Annotated in this window: 15 protein-coding genes; 12 read left to right on the top strand and 3 right to left on the bottom strand. The window is 60.8% G+C overall.

The annotated features are described in order from the left end of the window. The first annotated feature begins 138 nt into the window (after positions 1-138). The 10 genes from AB9N64_RS04920 (at position 139) to AB9N64_RS04965 (ending at position 14,229) form a co-directional block, all read left to right on the top strand. Positions 139-1,428, top strand: a complete 1,290-nt coding sequence (locus AB9N64_RS04920; RefSeq protein ID WP_032901625.1) for a glycosyltransferase — start codon at positions 139-141, stop codon at positions 1,426-1,428. Positions 1,429-1,500: 72 nt separating this feature from the next. Further along, positions 1,501-2,406 (top strand): AraC family transcriptional regulator, encoded by a 906-nt coding sequence (locus tag AB9N64_RS04925; RefSeq protein WP_003190965.1) that lies wholly within the window; start codon positions 1,501-1,503, stop codon positions 2,404-2,406. Positions 2,407-3,076: 670 nt separating this feature from the next. After that, on the top strand, positions 3,077-4,387 hold the full coding sequence (locus AB9N64_RS04930; RefSeq protein ID WP_058410659.1) for a sugar ABC transporter substrate-binding protein: 1,311 nt from the start codon (positions 3,077-3,079) through the stop codon (positions 4,385-4,387). 176 nt (positions 4,388-4,563) lie between these two features. After that, complete coding sequence (locus tag AB9N64_RS04935) at positions 4,564-5,454, top strand: carbohydrate ABC transporter permease (RefSeq protein ID WP_014718700.1); 891 nt, start codon at positions 4,564-4,566, stop codon at positions 5,452-5,454. A 10-nt stretch (positions 5,455-5,464) separates the two neighbouring features. Beyond that, positions 5,465-6,295 carry a carbohydrate ABC transporter permease gene (locus tag AB9N64_RS04940; RefSeq protein WP_005788583.1) on the top strand — a complete coding sequence of 277 codons (831 nt, stop codon included), beginning with the start codon at positions 5,465-5,467 and terminating at the stop codon, positions 6,293-6,295. Between the two features lie 23 nt (positions 6,296-6,318). Beyond that, positions 6,319-7,422, top strand: a complete 1,104-nt coding sequence (locus tag AB9N64_RS04945) for an ABC transporter ATP-binding protein (RefSeq protein WP_038450357.1) — start codon at positions 6,319-6,321, stop codon at positions 7,420-7,422. A gap of 18 nt (positions 7,423-7,440) precedes the next feature. Further along, positions 7,441-8,922 (top strand): mannitol dehydrogenase family protein, encoded by a 1,482-nt coding sequence (locus AB9N64_RS04950; protein ID WP_371360013.1) that lies wholly within the window; start codon positions 7,441-7,443, stop codon positions 8,920-8,922. A 135-nt stretch (positions 8,923-9,057) separates the two neighbouring features. Continuing rightward, on the top strand, positions 9,058-10,539 hold the full coding sequence (xylB, locus tag AB9N64_RS04955) for a xylulokinase (protein WP_032901628.1): 1,482 nt from the start codon (positions 9,058-9,060) through the stop codon (positions 10,537-10,539). A gap of 12 nt (positions 10,540-10,551) precedes the next feature. Continuing rightward, positions 10,552-11,490 carry a carbohydrate kinase gene (locus tag AB9N64_RS04960; protein ID WP_371360014.1) on the top strand — a complete coding sequence of 313 codons (939 nt, stop codon included), beginning with the start codon at positions 10,552-10,554 and terminating at the stop codon, positions 11,488-11,490. Between the two features lie 144 nt (positions 11,491-11,634). Beyond that, positions 11,635-14,229 (top strand): autotransporter outer membrane beta-barrel domain-containing protein, encoded by a 2,595-nt coding sequence (locus tag AB9N64_RS04965; RefSeq protein WP_371360015.1) that lies wholly within the window; start codon positions 11,635-11,637, stop codon positions 14,227-14,229. Between the two features lie 70 nt (positions 14,230-14,299). Here the strand turns inward: AB9N64_RS04965 and AB9N64_RS04970 are convergent, their stop codons facing one another. Further along, a complete protein-coding gene (locus AB9N64_RS04970) occupies positions 14,300-14,569 on the bottom strand; it encodes a DUF1652 domain-containing protein (protein WP_014718706.1) in 270 nt (89 codons plus the stop codon). Positions 14,570-14,938: 369 nt separating this feature from the next. On the opposite strand from AB9N64_RS04970, the gene AB9N64_RS04975 reads away from it, so the two are divergent. Further along, on the top strand, positions 14,939-15,139 hold the full coding sequence (locus tag AB9N64_RS04975; protein WP_371360016.1) for a ParD-like family protein: 201 nt from the start codon (positions 14,939-14,941) through the stop codon (positions 15,137-15,139). Beyond that, positions 15,139-15,909: a type I methionyl aminopeptidase gene (gene map / locus AB9N64_RS04980; protein WP_019816859.1), complete on the top strand. Its 771-nt coding sequence runs from the start codon at positions 15,139-15,141 to the stop codon at positions 15,907-15,909. Before AB9N64_RS04975 ends, map begins: the two co-directional genes overlap by 1 nt. Before the next feature lie 37 nt (positions 15,910-15,946). Here the strand turns inward: map and sfnG are convergent, their stop codons facing one another. Next, on the bottom strand, positions 15,947-17,071 hold the full coding sequence (gene sfnG, locus AB9N64_RS04985; protein ID WP_014718708.1) for a dimethylsulfone monooxygenase SfnG: 1,125 nt from the start codon (positions 17,069-17,071) through the stop codon (positions 15,947-15,949). Between the two features lie 414 nt (positions 17,072-17,485). Beyond that, positions 17,486-18,271, bottom strand: a complete 786-nt coding sequence (locus tag AB9N64_RS04990) for a sulfite exporter TauE/SafE family protein (RefSeq protein WP_014718709.1) — start codon at positions 18,269-18,271, stop codon at positions 17,486-17,488. Between the last annotated feature and the right edge of the window lie 2 nt (positions 18,272-18,273).

The raw sequence follows: 18,273 nt of genomic DNA on the forward strand, positions 1-18,273 counted from the left end.
GTTTGGTTAAACGAATTCGAGAGGCGGAAGTTAACCACAAAGTGCCGAAGCTACCTACCGCCAGACACAAATTGTCATGTCCTGAGGTTGTGGTTTAATTGCGCGCTTTGCGCTTGCCCTTCAAGGAAACCTTCGTCGATGAATCAGCCCGCCACCAAAGTCCTGGTCATTGGCTACGTCTGGCCCGAGCCCCGCTCCTCGGCAGCGGGCGGGCATATGATGCAAATCCTTGAGAGCTTTCTTACGCAAGGTTGGGACATTACCTTCAGCAGCCCGGCCACCATTGGCGAGCACAAGGCCGACTTGCCGGCACTCGGGATCGCCGAACGCGCCATCGAACTGAATAACAGCAGTTTCGACGACTTTATTCGCGAACTGGCCCCGGATATCGTGCTGTTCGACCGTTTCATGATGGAGGAGCAATTCGGCTGGCGCGTAGAACAATGCTGCCCCGACGCCCTGCGCGTGCTGGAAACCTCCGACCTGCAAAGCCTGCGCGACGCCCGCCACCAGCGTTTCAAAGAACAAGTAAAAGCCAACCCCGACAGCGACGACTTCAGCGCCCTGTTCGCGCCGGCGCTGGAGGACGAATTCCAGCGCATGGCCGATACCGACCTGGCCAAGCGCGAAATCGCCGCGATTTACCGCTGCGACATCAGCCTGATGATCTCCGACGTGGAAATCCGCCTGCTCACCGAACAGTTCAAGGTGCCTGCCGCCCTGCTCCACTGGTGCCCCTTGATGCTGCAACCGCCCACTGCAGCCTTTGCGCCCTTTGAAGACCGTGCGCATTTCCTCAGCATCGGCAACTTCCGCCACGCGCCCAATTGGGACGCAGTGCTGTGGATGAAGCACAGCCTGTGGCCGCTGATCCGCCAACAGTTGCCGGGCGCGCAGTTGCACATCTACGGCGCCTACACCCCGCCCAAAGCCACCGCCCTGCACAACCCGGCACAGGGTTTTCATGTGATGAACTGGGCCGAAGATGCCTTGCAAGTCATGACGGCGGCGCGTATTTGCCTGGCGCCACTGCGCTTTGGCGCCGGCATCAAGGGCAAGTTGGTGGACGCCATGCTGTGCGGCACACCCAATGTCACCACCCCGATCGGCGCCGAAGCCATGGGCGATGACCAGCCCTGGCCCGGCGAGATCGCACAGGACGCCCCGGCCCTGGCCGCCGCTGCCGTTACCCTTTACCAAAACCGCGAGCGCTGGACTCAAGCCCAGGAGCATGGGCGCCAACTCCTGGCCCGACGCTATGACCAGGACGTGCACGGGCCCGCCTTGGTGGAATGCCTGGAACGTTGCCGCAGCAACCTCGCCGCCCATCGCCGGGACAACTTCACCGGCAGCATGCTGCGCCATCACGCGCATAAAAGTACCCAGTACATGTCCCAGTGGATCGAGGCCAAAAACCGCACCCTATAAACACTGCTGCTGGCGAGGTCGCGCGCGACGGGGCATTATCCTACGCAGCGACCACAATAAAGCGACGGCAGCATGACCCGAGCAACGCGCATCACCGACCCTTCCTACGAACTGATGGACGACCACAACGGCCTGTCCATCATCTATCGTCAGCATGGCTTCCCCTGCCCGTTGGTGCGCTGGCACTTCCACAAGGAATACGAACTGCACCTGATCGTCGCCAGCTCCGGCAAGGTGTTTATCGGCGACTACATCGGCAACTTCTACCCGGAAAGCCTGTTCCTCACCGGCCCCAACCTGCCCCATAACTGGATCAGCCAGGTGGAGGAAGATGAAGTGGTGCCCAAGCGTGACATGCTGGTGAACTTCACCGATGAGTTGTTCGAACACGGCAGCCACATCTTCACCGAACTCAAGAGCCTGGCGCCGCTACTTGAACGTGCGCAATACGGCATCGAATTTCGCTGCAAAAAAACCATCGCCCACGCCATGACCCTGATGCAACGCATCGAAGACGCCCAAGGCATGGCACGCCTGGGGCACTTCTTTATCTTGCTGGAGGTGTTGAGCGCCTGTGAGGACTACCAGTTACTGTCCGGCGTCACCACGCCACAGCAAGCCGACGAACACAGCATCGACCGCACCAACCGCGCAGTGGACTACATCTTTGCCCACTACGCCCGAGAGCTGCCGTTGGAAGAAGTGGCGGAGTACCTGGGGATGAAGCCGACGTATTTTTCCCGGGTGTTCAAACAGGCGACCGGGCGGACTTTTATTGAATTCGTCAATCGGCTGCGCATCAGCAAGTCCTGTGAATTGCTGGCCGATGGGGACAAGGCCGTGACTGATGTGTGTTTTGAGTCGGGGTTTAATAATATTTCCAACTTTAATCGGCGGTTTCAACAGCTTAAGGGGATGACGCCGTCTCACTATCGGCGGTTGGCGGTGCAGCGGCTGACTGAGCAGAATTTGGCTTGAGGTTGATCGTTCATCTAGGTGGTGGGAAACAGAAACGTCTTACAAGGCTTTGAGGTTGCCCCTAGGACACTCGATCTCTAGTCTCCGTACACCGCTGCACAGGCAGCGTCGGGCGTCGCGGCCCGGTTTAATCAGATGCAAAGTGCCATTTCCGCTTTTAGTCGGCGTTTTTTTATCGTCTACTGTGCGGCTTCATGGTGGCTGTGCGCGGGATACCTTCGGGTATGCCGGTTTCCTGATTCCGGTCCGCGAACCTGCGTACGGCTACCACCCCATAGCGTCGCGGCGAAAGGGTGGCAGCTCCACTTAAATCAGGAGTTTCACCATGATCAAACCCACCCCAAATCCCCCAATCGATCCAGCACCCAGCGTGCTATTCACCGTTAAAGACGGCATCGATCGTTCCCGCGCTCCGCGTGGGCATGCATTCCGTGACGCTCTGCATCACTCGGGGACGCAGAGCGTCCCAAGCGGCGTTACCACGCGGAGCGTGGGAACGATCAGGTGGTCGATGAGTGCAAAAAAGTATCAGTGAGCGTGCGCCCAAGGATTTGTCACCGCCGCTTTTGAAGGCTGTAATCAACGCACACTCTTCCTGACTTCTCGTAGGAAGACACAACAACAATAACCGTCCTTCTGTAGCCCTCTGGGCGCGGAAATGGAGTGCGCGATGAAGTTCACAGCAAAAGCATTGCTTGCCTGTACCTGCATGACCCTCAGCGCCGTCAGCCTTGGCGCGCAAACCCTGACCATTGCCACCGTCAATAACAGCGACATGATCCGCATGCAGAAGCTCTCGAAAACCTTCGAGGCCGAGCATCCGGAGATCAAGTTGAACTGGGTGGTGCTCGAAGAAAACGTGCTGCGCCAACGCCTGACCACCGACATCGCCACCCAGGGCGGGCAGTTCGATGTGTTGACCATCGGCATGTACGAAGCCGCACTCTGGGGCGCCAAGGGGTGGCTGGAGCCGATGAAGGATTTGCCGGCGTCCTACGACCTTGATGACGTGTTCCCTTCAGTGCGCGACGGTTTGTCGGTCAAGGGCTCGTTGTACGCCCTGCCGTTCTATGCCGAAAGCTCGATCACCTATTACCGCACCGACCTGTTCAAGGACGCCGGGCTGAGCATGCCTGAGCACCCGACCTGGGGCCAGATCGGCGAATTCGCCGTTAAACTCACCGACAAATCCAAAGAGCAATACGGCCTGTGCCTGCGCGGCAAAGCCGGTTGGGGTGAGAACATGGCGCTGATCACCACCCTGGCCAACGGCTTCGGCGCGCGCTGGTTCGATGAGAAGTGGCAGCCAGAGTTCAACGGCCCCGAGTGGAAGAACGCGCTGAACTTCTACGTCGACAACATGAAGAAATCCGGCCCGCCGGGCGCCTCCAGCAACGGTTTCAACGAAAACCTGGCGCTGTTCAACAGCGGCAAATGCGCGATCTGGGTGGATGCCAGCGTGGCCGGCTCGTTTGTTACCGACAAGAGCCAGAGCAAGGTCGCAGACCATGTCGGCTTTACCTTCGCGCCCCATGAGAAAACCGACAAGGGCACGTCGTGGCTGTACTCCTGGAGCCTGGCGATCCCCACCAGTTCCAAGGCCAAGGACGCCGCCAAGGTGTTCACCAGTTGGGCCACCTCCAAGGAATACGGCCAGCTCGTGGCCAAGACCGATGGCATCGCCAACGTGCCGCCGGGTACCCGCCAATCCACCTATAGCGACGAGTACATGAAGGCCGCGCCGTTCGCCAAGGTGACGCTGGAATCGCTGAAAGTGGCCGACCCGACCAAGCCGACCGAGAAGCCGGTGCCGTATATCGGTATCCAGTTGGTGACCATTCCTGAATTCCAGGCGATTGGTACCCAGGTGGGCAAGTTCTTCTCGGGTGCGCTGACCGGTCAGCAAACCGTCGATGCTGCGTTGACCTCCGCGCAGAACACCACCGAGCGGGAAATGAAGCGGGCTGGTTACCCCAAGTAAACCAGCCTCACCACCGCAAATACAGGAGCAGAGCTTTTGTGGGAGCTGGCTTGCCTGCGATGCAAACGACTCGGTCTATCCGTAACACCGAGGCGATACCATCGCAGGCAAGCCAGCTCCCACAGCGACCGCGCTCCGACGCAGATTCTGTAGGCATCTGACTGGTTCTGATCACCATGAATACACCCACCAAAAACCGCCTGGCCAACCCCGGCTGGTTTCTCGTCAGCCCCTCGGTGGCCTTGTTGCTGCTGTGGATGATCGTGCCGCTGGGCATGACCCTGTACTTTTCGCTGATCCGCTACAACCTGCTCTACCCCGGCGAAAACCAATTCGTGGGGCTGGAAAACTTCAGCTACTTCATCACCGATTCGGGGTTCCTGCCCGGCGCCACCAATACCCTGTTGCTGGTGGGCAGCGTCTTGCTGATCAGCGTGGTGTTCGGCGTGTTGATCAGTGCGCTGCTGGAGGCCAGTGAGTTCCTGGGGCGCGGCATCGTCAGGGTGATGCTGATTTCGCCGTTCTTCATCATGCCCACGGTGGGCGCGCTGATCTGGAAGAACCTGATTTTTCACCCGGTGTCGGGGATTCTCGCCGCCGTGTGGAAGTTCTTCGGCGCCGAGCCGGTGGACTGGCTGGCGCATTACCCGCTGCTGTCGATCATCATCATTGTGTCGTGGCAATGGCTGCCCTTCGCGATCCTGCTGCTGATGACCGCCATGCAGTCCCTGGACCAGGAGCAGAAGGAAGCCGCACGCCTGGACGGTGCCGGCGCCATTGCGATCTTCTGGCACCTGACCCTGCCCCACCTGGCCCGCCCGATTGCCGTGGTGGTGATGATCGAAACCATCTTCCTGCTCTCGGTGTTCGCCGAAATCTTTACCACCACCAACGGTGGCCCCGGCTATGCGTCCACCAACCTCGCCTACCTGATCTACAACCAGGCACTGGTGCAGTTCGATGTGGGCATGGCCTCGGCCGGCGGCTTGATTGCCGTGGTCATCGCCAATATCGCGGCGATCATCCTGGTGCGGATGATCGGCAAAAACCTGACTGACAAGCCTTGAGGGCCGCGCCATGACGCTTCAACAATCCCGTCGCCTGCAGAGCCTGTTGCTCGGCACATTGGCCTGGGCCATCGCGATCCTGATTTTCTTTCCGATCTTCTGGATGGTGCTGACCAGCTTCAAGACCGAAATCGACGCGTTCGCCACGCCGCCGCAGTTCATCTTCACGCCGACGCTGGAGAACTACCTGCACATCAACGAGCGCAGCAATTACTTCGCCTACGCCTGGAACTCGGTGGTGATTTCGTTCAGCGCCACCGCCCTGTGCCTGCTCATTTCGGTACCGGCCGCCTATTCCATGGCGTTCTACGAAACCCAGCGCACCAAGGGCACGCTGCTGTGGATGCTGTCGACCAAGATGCTGCCGCCGGTGGGCGTGCTGATGCCGATCTACCTGTTGGCCAAGAGCTTTGGCCTGTTGGACACGCGCATTGCGCTGATCATCATCTACACCCTGATCAACCTGCCGATTGTGGTGTGGATGGTGTACACCTACTTCAAGGACATCCCCAAGGACATCCTCGAAGCCGCCCGCCTGGACGGCGCCACCCTGTGGCAGGAAATGGTGCGCGTGCTGCTGCCCATCGCCAAGGGTGGCCTGGCCTCCACGGTACTGCTGTCGTTGATCCTGTGCTGGAACGAGGCCTTCTGGTCGCTGAACCTGACCTCCTCCAGCGCCGCGCCGTTGACCGCCTTGATCGCCTCTTACTCCAGCCCCGAAGGCTTGTTCTGGGCCAAGCTGTCCGCCGTCTCGACCCTCGCCTGCGCGCCGATCCTGATCTTTGGCTGGATCAGCCAGAAGCAGTTGGTACGCGGTTTGTCCTTTGGCGCCGTCAAATAATAATTCCCAGCGGAGGGCCCATCATGGCCAACCTGAAAATCAAGAATCTGCAAAAAGGCTTTGAAGGTTTTTCCATCATCAAGGGCATCGACCTGGAAGTGAACGACAAGGAATTCGTGGTGTTCGTCGGCCCGTCGGGCTGTGGCAAATCCACCCTGCTGCGCCTGATCGCCGGCCTGGAAGAAGTCAGCGACGGCACCATCGAACTCGATGGCCGCAACATTACCGAAGTCACCCCGGCCAAGCGCGACCTGGCCATGGTGTTCCAGACCTACGCGCTGTACCCGCACATGAGCGTGCGCAAGAACATGTCGTTTGCCCTGGACCTGGCGGGCGTCGACAAGAAGCTGGTCGAGAGCAAAGTCAGCGAAGCGGCGCGCATCCTTGAGCTGGGGCCTTTGCTGGAGCGCAAGCCCAAGCAACTTTCGGGTGGCCAGCGCCAGCGCGTGGCGATTGGCCGAGCGATTGTGCGCAACCCGAAGATCTTCCTGTTCGACGAACCGCTGTCCAACCTCGACGCCGCCCTGCGCGTGCAGATGCGCCTGGAGCTGGCGCGCCTGCATAAAGAACTGCAAGCGACCATGATCTACGTGACCCACGACCAGGTCGAAGCCATGACCCTGGCCGACAAGGTGGTGGTGCTCAACAGCGGGCGCATCGAACAGGTCGGTTCGCCGCTGGAGCTGTACCACCAGCCGGCCAACCTGTTTGTGGCAGGCTTTCTCGGCACACCGAAGATGGGCTTCCTCAAGGGCCAGGTCACCCGCGTCGACAGCCAAGGCTGCGAGGTGCAACTGGACGCCGGCACTCTGATCAGCCTGCCGTTGAGCGGCGCCACCCTGAGCGTGGGCAGCGCGGTGACCCTGGGCATTCGTCCCGAGCACCTGGAAATGGCCACACCCGGGCAAACCACCCTGACCGTCACCGCCGACGTCGGCGAGCGCCTGGGCAGCGACACCTTCTGCCACGTCATCACCCGCAACGGCGAACCGCTGACCATGCGTATCCGTGGCGACATGGCCAGCCAGTACGGCGAGACGCTGCAACTGCACCTGGACCCGACGCACTGCCATTTGTTCGACACCGATGGCGTCGCCGTGGCCCGTCCACTGCGCGCTGCCGCCTGATTTCGTGAGTATTTCCCGATGAAATTGAATAAAGCCAACCTGACCCAACTGGCGCCCCAAGTGCAGTTGCCTGCCTATGCGATTGCCGACACCCGCCAGGGCATCGCGCACATCGGCGTCGGCGGTTTCCACCGTGCGCACCAGGCGTTTTACACCGATGCCCTGATGAACACTGGCGAAGGCCTGGACTGGGGCATCTGCGGCGTGGGCCTGCGCAGTGAAGACCGCAAGGCCCGCGACGACCTGGCCGGCCAGGATTACCTGTTCACCCTGTATGAACTGGGCGACACCGACGACACGCAAGTGCGCGTGATCGGCTCGATCAGCGACATGCTGCTGGCCGAAGACGGCGCCCAGGCGCTGATCGATAAGCTCGCCAGCCCACAGATCCGCATCGTCTCGCTGACCATCACCGAGGGCGGCTACTGCATCGACGACAGCAACGGCGAGTTCATGGCCCACCTACCGCAGATCCAGCATGACCTGGCGCACCCGAGAGCGCCGAAAACCGTGTTCGGCTTTATCTGCGCTGCGCTCACCCAGCGCCGCACCGCTGGCACCCCGGCCTTTACGGTGATGTCCTGCGATAACCTGCCTCACAACGGCGCCGTCACCCGCAAGGCCTTGCTGGCCTTCGCCGCCCTGCACGACGCGGGCCTGCATGACTGGATCAAGGCCAACGTGAGCTTCCCGAACGCCATGGTTGACCGCATCACGCCCATGACCAGCACCGCCCACCGCCTGCAACTGCACGACCAGCACGGGATCGACGATGCCTGGCCGGTGGTGTGCGAGCCGTTTGTGCAGTGGGTGCTGGAAGACAAATTTGTCAACGGCCGCCCGGCCTGGGAAAAGGTCGGCGTGCAGTTCACCGATGACGTCACGCCTTACGAAGAAATGAAGATCGGCCTGCTCAACGGCAGCCACCTGGCCCTCACGTACCTGGGGTTCCTCAAGGGCTACCGGTTCGTTCACGAGACCATGAACGACCCTGTGTTCGTGGCGTATATGCGCGCCTACATGGACCTGGACGTCACGCCGAACCTGGCGCCGGTACCCGGTATCGACCTGACCGAATACAAGCAGACCCTGGTGCAACGCTTTTCCAACCAGGCGATTGCCGACCAGTTGGAGCGCGTATGCTCCGACGGTTCATCGAAGTTTCCCAAGTTCACCGTGCCGACCATCAACCGCCTGATTGCCGACGGCCGCGAGACGGACCGTGCCGCCCTTGTGGTGGCGGCCTGGGCGCTGTACTTGAAAGGTGTGGATGAAAACGGCGCGCGCTACAGCATCCCGGACCCGCGGGCAGCGTTCTGCCAGGACCTAGTGAGCGATGACGCGCTGATCAGCCAGCGGTTGCTGGGGGTGGAAGAGATTTTTGGCACGGCTATTCCCAAGTCGGCGGCGTTTGTGGCAGCGTTCGAGCGGTGTTATGCAAGCCTGCGCGACAAAGGCGTCACCACCACACTACAAAACCTGCTGAACAAACCGGATTAAACAGGTGGGAGCTGGCTTGCCTGCGATAGCGGTGGTCCAGTCAACCCTGCGATGACTGCCGGACCGCTATCGCAGGCAAGCCAGCTCCCACATCGACCGTATTTTCAACCCAATAATAATGCTGAGCACTCCATCATGACCCAGCAAAACCTGTTCCTCGGAATCGACTGCGGCACCCAAGGCACCAAGGCCATCGTCCTCGACGCCTCCAGCGGCAAGGTGCTGGGCCTGGGCGCCGCCGCGCACACCTTGATCAGCGGCGCCAACGGCCGCCGTGAACAACACACCCAGGAATGGCTGGACGCCTTCACCGAAGCCACCCACCGCGCCCTGCAACAAGCCGGGGTGGACGGCCAGGACATCCTTGGCATCGGCGTGTCCGGCCAGCAGCACGGCCTGGTGCTGCTGGACGAACAAGGTGAAGTGCTGCGCCCGGCCAAGTTGTGGTGCGACACCGAAACCGCGCCGGAGAACGACCGGCTGCTGCAGCATCTGGGTGGCGAACGCGGGTCCCTGGAGCGCCTGGGCGTGGCCATCGCTCCGGGCTACACCGTGTCCAAGCTGCTCTGGACCCGCGAACAGCACCCCGACGTCTTCGCACGCATTGCCCATATCCTGCTGCCCCACGACTACCTCAACTACTGGCTCACCGGCCGCGCCTGCGCCGAGTACGGCGATGCGTCGGGCACCGGTTACTTCAACGTGCGCCGCCGCGAATGGGATGTGGCGTTGCTCCAGCACATCGACCCCAGCGGCCGCCTGCAAGCCGCGTTGCCGACACTGATCGAAGCCGACCAAGCGGTGGGCACGATCCTGCCGGCCATTGCCGAGCGCCTGGGCATCAACCCCAACGCGGTGGTGTCCAGTGGTGGCGGCGACAATATGATGGGCGCCATTGGCACCGGCAATATCGCCCCCGGCGTGATCACCATGAGCCTGGGTTCATCGGGCACCGTGTATGCCTTTGCCGACCAGCCCAACGTCAGCCCCCAGGCCTCGGTGGCGACCTTCTGCTCCTCTAGCGGCGGCTGGCTGCCGCTGATCTGCACCATGAACCTGACCAACGCCACCGGGGTGATTCGCGAGCTGTTCGACCTGGACCTCGATGCCTTCAACGCGCTGGTCGAACAGGCATCCATCGGGGCCGATGGGGTGAGCATGCTGCCGTTCCTCAACGGCGAACGCGTGCCCGCCCTGCCCCACGCCACCGGCAGCCTGCAGGGCCTGACCATGACCAACCTGACCCGTGCCAACCTGTGCCGCGCGGTGGTCGAAGGCACCACCTTCGGCCTGCGTTATGGCCTCGACCTGCTGCGCCAGACCGGCCTGCAAAGCCAGAGCATCCGTCTGATCGGCGGCGGCTCGAAAAGCCCGCTGTGGCGGCAGATGGTCGCCGATATCATGCACACCGAAGTGGTGTGTACCGAACAGAGCGAGGCGGCCGCCCTGGGCGCGGCGATCCAGGCGGCGTGGTGCCAGAGCGGCGAACCGCTGGCCAGCCTGTGCGACAAATGCGTGAGCATTGACCCGGCCAGCCGCACCTTACCCGTGGCGGCCAATGTCAGTGCCTATCAACAAGCGTATCAGCGTTATCAACAGCACGTGGCAACCCTTTAAGAGCGAGCAACTATGTATCTGGTGTGTGGTGAAGCGCTGTTTGATTTCTTCAGCGAGGAGGATGCCAGCGGGCAGGCCGCCAAGCTCAATTACAAGGCGATTGCCGGTGGCTCGCCGTTCAACGTCGCGGTGGGTTTGCGCCGCCTGGGGATCGAGTCGGGGCTCTTCGCCGGCCTGTCCACCGATTACCTTGGACGGCGCTTGCAGCAGGTCCTGAATGACGAAGGTATCAGCGAACGCTTTCTGGTGGCGTTCGACGCGCCGACCACCCTGGCGATGGTGGCCGTGGGCGCCAATGGCTCGCCGCAGTACAGCTTTCGCGGCGAAGGCTGCGCCGACCGGCAATTGCAACTGACGCACCTGCCGCCCCTGGGCGATGAAATTCGCGGGCTGCATGTGGGCTCGTTTTCGCTGGTGGTGCAACCGATTGGAGACACCCTGCTCAACCTGGTCAAGCGTGAAAGCGGCAAGCGTCTGATCAGCCTCGACCCCAACGTGCGCCTTAACCCGCAGCCCGATATCCACCTGTGGCGCGCCCGCGTCGCAGAGCTGGTGCAACACGCCGACCTGATCAAGGTCAGCGACGAAGACCTGCACCTGCTCCACCCCGACCAGACACCGGAAAGCGTGCTGCAAGGCTGGCTGCAACACCGCTGCCAACTGGTGTTCCTCACCCGTGGTGGCGACGGTGCGTCGGTGTTCAGCCGCCAGCATGGCAGCTGGTCGCAGCCTGCGGTCAAGGTGGTGATGGCCGATACGGTGGGCGCTGGTGATACCTTCCAGGCGGCGTTGATTGCGTGGCTGACGGAACAGCAGTTGGATTCGGTTGACGGGCTGCAACGACTGAGCCGCGAGCAGATCGACGCCATGCTGGGCTTCGCGATTCGGGCTGCCGCCCTGACCTGCGGCAAGACCGGCCCAGACCTGCCCTATCGTCAACAACTGGCTTGAGCTGAGCGGGCAAAAACCCAAAGTGCCATCACGCAGGCCACGTATTCCGTGGCCTGCGCGCCATGCATAAAAAATTGCGCTACTGGAAAACTGTGCTAAACCCAAAAACAGGAGCAGTTATTACAACAAACCTAGGACACACCCATGCAAAAGCCCAGTGGTTTCTCGACCCGGGCCGTTTTAGCTGTCGGCCTCATCTCATTGCAGTACATGAACCCTCAACCCTCCCACGCCGCCTGCGTTCTCACCCCGGGAACCGGCAACGATACCTATACGTGTAACAACGGCAGCAGTGCCGGCCTGACCGATCTTTCCGGGGATAACAGCCTGACGCTCTCCACAGGCGGCGCCATCAATGGCGATGTGACCTTTGGCCCTGGAATAGATACGGTGGAAATCCGCGACGGCCGGGTCACCGGGATCGTGCAGCAAGGCGACGGTGTTGATCGTGTCGTCATGATGGGTGGGCGAATAGGCGGCCTGTTCCAGGGCGACGGCCGCGACGTGCTTGAAATGTATGACGGCATAATCGACGAGGCTTTTGAAGACGGCGATGTGGCCTACCAGCGCGGTGGCAAAATTGGCCGGGTCAATATGAAGTTGGACAAGAACTTCTATGAAATGACCGGGGGGGAAATCCGGGAGAACCTGGTCACCGGTTTCGACACCGACACCATCATCATTTCCGGCGGCACCATCGGCGGCAATATCAGCACCAGCGGCGGCGATGACAGCATCACCGTCAGCGGCGGCGTGATTAACGGTGAGATCCGTGCCAGCGTCGGCAACGATACGTTCAAATGGCTGGGTGAAGGCCGGATCAACTCCCGGGTATTGATGGGTGATGGCGACGACACGGTTCTGCTGCAAGGCTTGAATGAAAGCAAACTGAACCACACGCCCTTTATCGATGGCGGCCTGGGCAACGATCAACTGATCTTCGACGCGACAACATCCAGCACCGCGGCCCGCTATATCGGCTTGGAGCGCGTCAGCCTCACCAAAAACTCGCGCCTGGACCTGGCCGGGAATTTTTTCCTCGGTGACAGTGGCAGCAATACCGGCATGTTCAACATCGACGGCAGCAGTACCCTGGCCGTGGCGCAAGGCGGCATCCGCCCCTACACCGCCGGGCAACTGGCGACGCTCAATAACGCCGGCACTGTCGACATGACCACCGACAACAGCGCTACCAGCGTGTTGACGGTGCATGGTAACTACGTGGGCAACAACGGCCAGCTGCACCTGCAAACCGTACTCGGCGACGAAAACTCTGCCACCGACAAGCTGGTAGTGTCCGACGGCAACATCAGCGGTCACACCCAACTGAGTGTCAGCAACCTCGGCGGTATCGGCGGGCTGACCCAGAACAACGGCATCGAAGTGGTCCAGGCACTCAACGGCGCCGTCAGCAGCAACGATGCGTTTGCCTTGAAGGGCTCGGTCTCCGCCGGGGCGTATGAATACCTGCTGTTCAAGGGCGGCACCCTTGCCAATACGAAAAACAGCTGGTTCCTTCGCTCCTCAGTGGTGGCCGTGCAACCGCCGGCGGTCCCACCCGTACCGCCGACACCGGCCGTGGTGGTGCCGGTGCCGCCGATCCCCGCCACTCCCCCTGTAGTGGACTCGGATGAACCTTCCGTGGAACCGCCCACTGCGCAACCGCAACCCCCAATCGAGCCTGCCGCGCCACCGCCCAGCCAAGTCGCTGCAGCCACGTCGCCGCAATCGGCGGCGAGTAACCCTGTACTGCCCACCGCCGTGGCGGGTGCCGCGCCGATTCCACTGTATCGCCTGGAAGTTCCGGTCTACTCCGTAGACATCCCCGCTGCGCAACTGATGACGTTGCAGGCGCTGGGCACCTTCCATGAACGCCAGGGCGAGCAAAGCCTGCTGACCGAGACCGGTGCAGTGCCGGCAGGTTGGGGCCGCGCCTATGGCAGTGATTTCAACAAAAGCTGGTCGGGCACCGTGGCGCCGAGTTTTGACGGCACGGTCAAGGGCTATCAGGTTGGCCATGACCTTTACGCCGCCGAAACCAGCGGCGGGCAGACGCAACGCCTTGGCCTCTTTATCGGCCAGAGCCGCCTGCGCGGCGACGTGAAGGGCTTTGCAATGGGCTGGCAGAACCATCGCTCTGGGCGGGTCAAACTCGACGGCGACAACTTCGGCGCCTACTGGACACTCACCGATCCGACCGGCTGGTACGTCGACCTGGTGGCCATGGGTACCCGCCTGGATGGCAACAACAAGTCCGACCGAGGGGTGAAGATGGATACCAAGGGCCACGCCCTGGCGTTATCCGCCGAGGCCGGCTACCCGTTCAGGCTGTCCGAGCATTGGGAGATGGAACCTCAGGCCCAGGTCATCGGCCAGAAGATCGATCTGGATAGTCAGCACGATGGCATTTCCAAGGTCTCATTCGACTCCCAGGAGTATTGGACCGGCCGCATCGGCGCACGGCTCAAGGGTCGCTATCTGGTCAGCAACACACCCGTGGAGCCGTACCTACGGGCGAATGTCTGGCACACCTTCGGCGGTAGCGACACGGTGACGTTCGACGGGGTGGACCGGATCAAGAGCGATCACAAGTCCTCCACGGCTGATATGGGCATCGGTGTTGTGGCTCAATTGTCATCCACGGTCAGTGTTTATATGGAGGGTAACTATGGCACCCAACTGGACGACAACAACTTTGAGGGTGTCAGTGGCAATTTCGGCGTAAGAGCGCGCTGGTAAACAGGAAGGACGTCAACATTGGGCCTGGCAATTACCAGGCCCACGGGGTCAACTTGCACTCAAGCATCAGCTAGTGATAACCGCGAGCGCCGGCTCGTTGCAGTACCGGTGCGTGGCTTTGCTTGAGGTCTTCACGCAACCCGGTGATCAGGTTGCAAATCGCTCGGCTGCTGTCGAGCTTGTCAGGGTGGATACCTTTGACTTCCAAATCCACCCGATCCCGGTCGCGATCGTCGTAGACCCTGATCGTCAACGAGGCATCTTCGGCTTTGGTGCATTCGCACCGTTTAGGCAGGAAACTTCCTTCAATAATGCTGCGAAGCTCTAGTTCTGAAAGCATGGCTAACCTCTCCTTTTTTGAGACTGCCAACAGTTATATGTATCCGACAGGCACTTGCCTGCCACGTCTTGCCAACCCTGGAAGACGCTTTCAATCAGTAAGCCTACTCGGCAAAAACCGGGGTGGTTGTAACCTTTCCTCATAAGCAAACCGCTTGTTCATATTAAAGAAAACGGCTTGTTTGGCATCCTCGTCGAACTACATCGATTAAACGTTTAACCCGCAGCGTGGGGACCGGCGTTTAGGTGGGAATCCTTTTTTCGGCAACCTATCGCAGCCCATCAACCCATCACCGTTCAGCCGAAGGAGGTTTGCGATCGACATACGAACCATATACGATTCGTATATCAATTAAACACAGTGAACCTTATGGGCATCGTCAAGATCACCGATCAGCTGCACGAACAACTGCGCCTGGCCAGCGCCGCCATGGACCGCTCCATCAACGCCCAAGCCGAGTTCTGGATCAAGATCGGCCTGCTCGCCGAACTCAACCCGCACCTGCCCTACAACGAGCTGATCAACAAGCTGTTGCTGGACAAAACCGACCTGATCCGGGGGCGCAGTTGATGATCAAGACTCCCGCACAGTTGGCCGTGATGCGTGAAGCCGGGCGTCTGTTGGCGCAAGTCTTCGACATGCTCGACGGCTTCGTCGCCGCCGGCCGCTCTACCCTGGAGCTGGACAGCGCCGTCGAAGCCTTCATCCGCAATGACCTCAAGGCCCGCCCTGCCAGCCTGGGGCAGTACGACTACCCCTTCTGCATCAACACCTCGATCAACGAAGTGGTGTGCCACGGCATGCCCAGCGCCAAGCAAATACTCAAGGACGGCGACATCATCAACATCGACATCACCCTGGAAAAAGGCGGCTTCATCGCCGACGCCAGCAAGATGTACATGATCGGCAACGTGACGCCCAAGGCCAGGCGCCTGGTGGACATGACCTTCGAGGCGATGTGGGCCGGCATCCGCCAGGTCAAGCCGGGCGCGCGCCTGGGCGATATCGGCCATGCCATCCAGAGCCACGCGCAAGCCAACGGCTACAGCGTGGTGCGCGAATACTGCGGCCACGGCATTGGCCGGCAAATGCACGAAGAACCGCAAATCCTGCACTTCGGCCGCCCCGGCACCGGCCTCGAACTGCGCGAAGGCATGGTGTTTACCATCGAACCGATGCTTAACCATGGCAGCGCTAAAACTCGCAGCCTGAAAGACGGCTGGACGGTGGTCACCAAGGACAACAGCCTCTCGGCGCAATGGGAACACACCGTGGCGGTGACGGCGGACGGGTTTGAGGTGTTGACCTTGCAAGCCACTCAAACCTTTTACACCCCGTAGGAGCGAGCTTGCTCGCGAAGAGCGCCTAGCCTGCGCGCTAAACCAGGCTAGCCACTTTTTCGTTAACGTTTTTCGCGAGCAAGCTCGCTCCTGCATCTGCCTTGGCCTCAAGCTCGCGCACCAGCGGCAATACACGTTTGCCGAAATACTGCACTTCTTCCTGGAAGTGCAGAAAGCCTGCCAGCACCAAGTCCACACCCACGGCCTTGAGTGCCACGATGCGCTCGGCGATCTGCTGCGGCGTGCCGATCAGGTTGGTCTTGAAGCCATCGTTGTATTGCACCAGGTCCTCAAAGCTGGACTTGGCCCAGTTCCCCTCGCCCTCCGGCGACGCCTTGCCCGCTTGCCTGGCTGCGTCACCAAAGGCGTTGACCGCCTCCGGGTCGGCTTGGTCGATGATCTGCGCCAGCACCGCCCGAGCCTCCTCTTCCGTGTCGCGGGCGATCACAAAGGCGTTCACGCCCACCTTCACCGAATGGTGGTTGGCAGCGGCCTTGGCACGAATATCATCGACCTGGGCCTTGACGCCTTCAGGCGTGTTGCCATTGGTGAAATACCAATCCGACACCCGCGCCGCCATGTCCCGAGCCGCCCGCGAACTGCCGCCCTGGAAGATCTCCGGCTGGCCCAGGGGCTTGGGCTTGAGGGTGTATTGGTTGAAACGATAGAAATCGCCCTTGAAGGTGAAATCGTCCTGGGTCCAGATGCCTTTGAGGGCGCGGATAAACTCTTCGGAACGCCGATAGCGCTCATCATGCTCCAACCAATGCTCGCCAATGGCCTGGAACTCGCCCTTGAACCAACCACTGACGATATTCACCGCGATACGGCCATTGGTCAGTTGGTCGATGGTCGCCAATTGCTTGGCCGCCAACGCCGGTTGCCACGGCCCGGGCAGGATCGCCGCGATGACCTTGAGGGTGGTAGTCGCCGCGAGTAACGCATGGCTGAACGCCACGGACTCATGCTGGTTCTCGGCACCGTAACCTGCGGTGAAGCGAATCTGGGTCAAGCCATACTCAAAACCCGCCGCCTCCGCCAGTTGCGCCAGCTTGCGGTTGTACTCGATGCCCCAGTGGGTGCGTTGTTCAATCTTGCTGACGACCAACCCACCGCTGACGTTGGGTACCCAATAGGCAAATTTCACGGCTTGCTGACTCATCGGACGGTACCTCGCACAGGGGATGTACCAGTGCTTAGGCAGCAAGCGTGCCAGGGGCAGGCAAATGCCCGTAGCCTGGGGGTTGCGGAAAAAAAGGGGGATTGAAGCGATGGCTTGCCAGTGTCTGGGATAGCAGCAGTTTGTGGATCTGCTGTTGCTGGAGCAACAGTTGCGACCAGCACCAAGCGTACCCACGATGCGAAGCGAGTAGCTCTTGATCTTGATCTGCTTTTGATCTTGATCTGCTTTTGATCTTGATCTGCTTTTGATCTTGATCTTAGGCGCCCCGTTAAACCACGCTGGCCGGAATCGACAGGGATGGATATGTACTCGGTATAACGGTGTCGACTGTGAGGCCGCCTTCGCAGGCAAGCCAGCTCCCACATTTGGAACGTGGGGTGTCAGGCCACGTGCTCAGAACGCCAACTTGTACCCCACCGCCATCAACATCACCGCCAGGCACGGCCGCAGTACCCCGTCGGGAATCCTGCCGGTCATATGGCTGCCCATGTAGATCCCCGGCAGCGACCCCATCAGCAAAAAGCCCAGCAGATGCCAGTCCATGTTCCCCATGCTGGCATGGCCCAGGCCCGCCACCAATGTCAGGGGCACGGCATGGGCGATCTCGGTGCCAACCAGGCGCCGCGTGGCCAGGAACGGGTACAGGATAAACAGCGCCACCGTGCCCAGAGCGCCGGCACCGATCGAGGTCAAGGCCACCATGGTGCCAAGGATCGCACCTGTCACAACAGTGAGCGCATTCAGATTGCGCGGGCGCAGATGGTAGGAATCGCCAGCATGACGCTGGGCAAAGGCCAACAGGCTTTTCTTGAACAGGATCGCCAAGGCCGTCAGCAGCAATACCACGCCAAGGGCCTGCTTGATCACCGCGTTCATCGCACTGGGGTCGGTGTGCAAGCTGGCCAGGAACCATAACGTCAGCAACACTGCCGGCACGCTGCCCAGGGTGAGCCAGCCAGTGATGGTCCAATCGATGTTCTTGTTCTTGCTGTGCACCAGCACGCCACCGGACTTGGTAATGGCAGCGTACAGCAGGTCGGTGCCCACCGCGGTGGCCGGGTTGATGCCAAACCACAGCAGGATCGGGGTCATCAGCGAACCGCCGCCCACCCCCGTCATGCCCACGATAAACCCCACGATCAAGCCGGCAACCACGAAACCAATATTACCTACATCCATTC

This window comes from Pseudomonas sp. KT_2_4, from assembly GCF_041410225.1.
Classification (GTDB): domain Bacteria; phylum Pseudomonadota; class Gammaproteobacteria; order Pseudomonadales; family Pseudomonadaceae; genus Aquipseudomonas; species Aquipseudomonas paracarnis.

Coding starts and splice junctions, on each gene's coding strand:
- AB9N64_RS04990 (WP_014718709.1), bottom strand. CDS start 18,271: ATGGATGTAGGTAATATTGGTTTCGTGGTTGCCGGCTTGATCGTGGGG.
- AB9N64_RS04920 (WP_032901625.1), top strand. CDS start 139: ATGAATCAGCCCGCCACCAAAGTCCTGGTCATTGGCTACGTCTGGCCC.
- AB9N64_RS04940 (WP_005788583.1), top strand. CDS start 5,465: ATGACGCTTCAACAATCCCGTCGCCTGCAGAGCCTGTTGCTCGGCACA.
- sfnG (WP_014718708.1), bottom strand. CDS start 17,071: ATGAGTCAGCAAGCCGTGAAATTTGCCTATTGGGTACCCAACGTCAGC.
- AB9N64_RS04925 (WP_003190965.1), top strand. CDS start 1,501: ATGACCCGAGCAACGCGCATCACCGACCCTTCCTACGAACTGATGGAC.
- AB9N64_RS04970 (WP_014718706.1), bottom strand. CDS start 14,569: ATGCTTTCAGAACTAGAGCTTCGCAGCATTATTGAAGGAAGTTTCCTG.
- map (WP_019816859.1), top strand. CDS start 15,139: ATGATCAAGACTCCCGCACAGTTGGCCGTGATGCGTGAAGCCGGGCGT.
- AB9N64_RS04950 (WP_371360013.1), top strand. CDS start 7,441: ATGAAATTGAATAAAGCCAACCTGACCCAACTGGCGCCCCAAGTGCAG.
- xylB (WP_032901628.1), top strand. CDS start 9,058: ATGACCCAGCAAAACCTGTTCCTCGGAATCGACTGCGGCACCCAAGGC.
- AB9N64_RS04960 (WP_371360014.1), top strand. CDS start 10,552: ATGTATCTGGTGTGTGGTGAAGCGCTGTTTGATTTCTTCAGCGAGGAG.
- AB9N64_RS04965 (WP_371360015.1), top strand. CDS start 11,635: ATGCAAAAGCCCAGTGGTTTCTCGACCCGGGCCGTTTTAGCTGTCGGC.
- AB9N64_RS04930 (WP_058410659.1), top strand. CDS start 3,077: ATGAAGTTCACAGCAAAAGCATTGCTTGCCTGTACCTGCATGACCCTC.
- AB9N64_RS04935 (WP_014718700.1), top strand. CDS start 4,564: ATGAATACACCCACCAAAAACCGCCTGGCCAACCCCGGCTGGTTTCTC.
- AB9N64_RS04975 (WP_371360016.1), top strand. CDS start 14,939: ATGGGCATCGTCAAGATCACCGATCAGCTGCACGAACAACTGCGCCTG.
- AB9N64_RS04945 (WP_038450357.1), top strand. CDS start 6,319: ATGGCCAACCTGAAAATCAAGAATCTGCAAAAAGGCTTTGAAGGTTTT.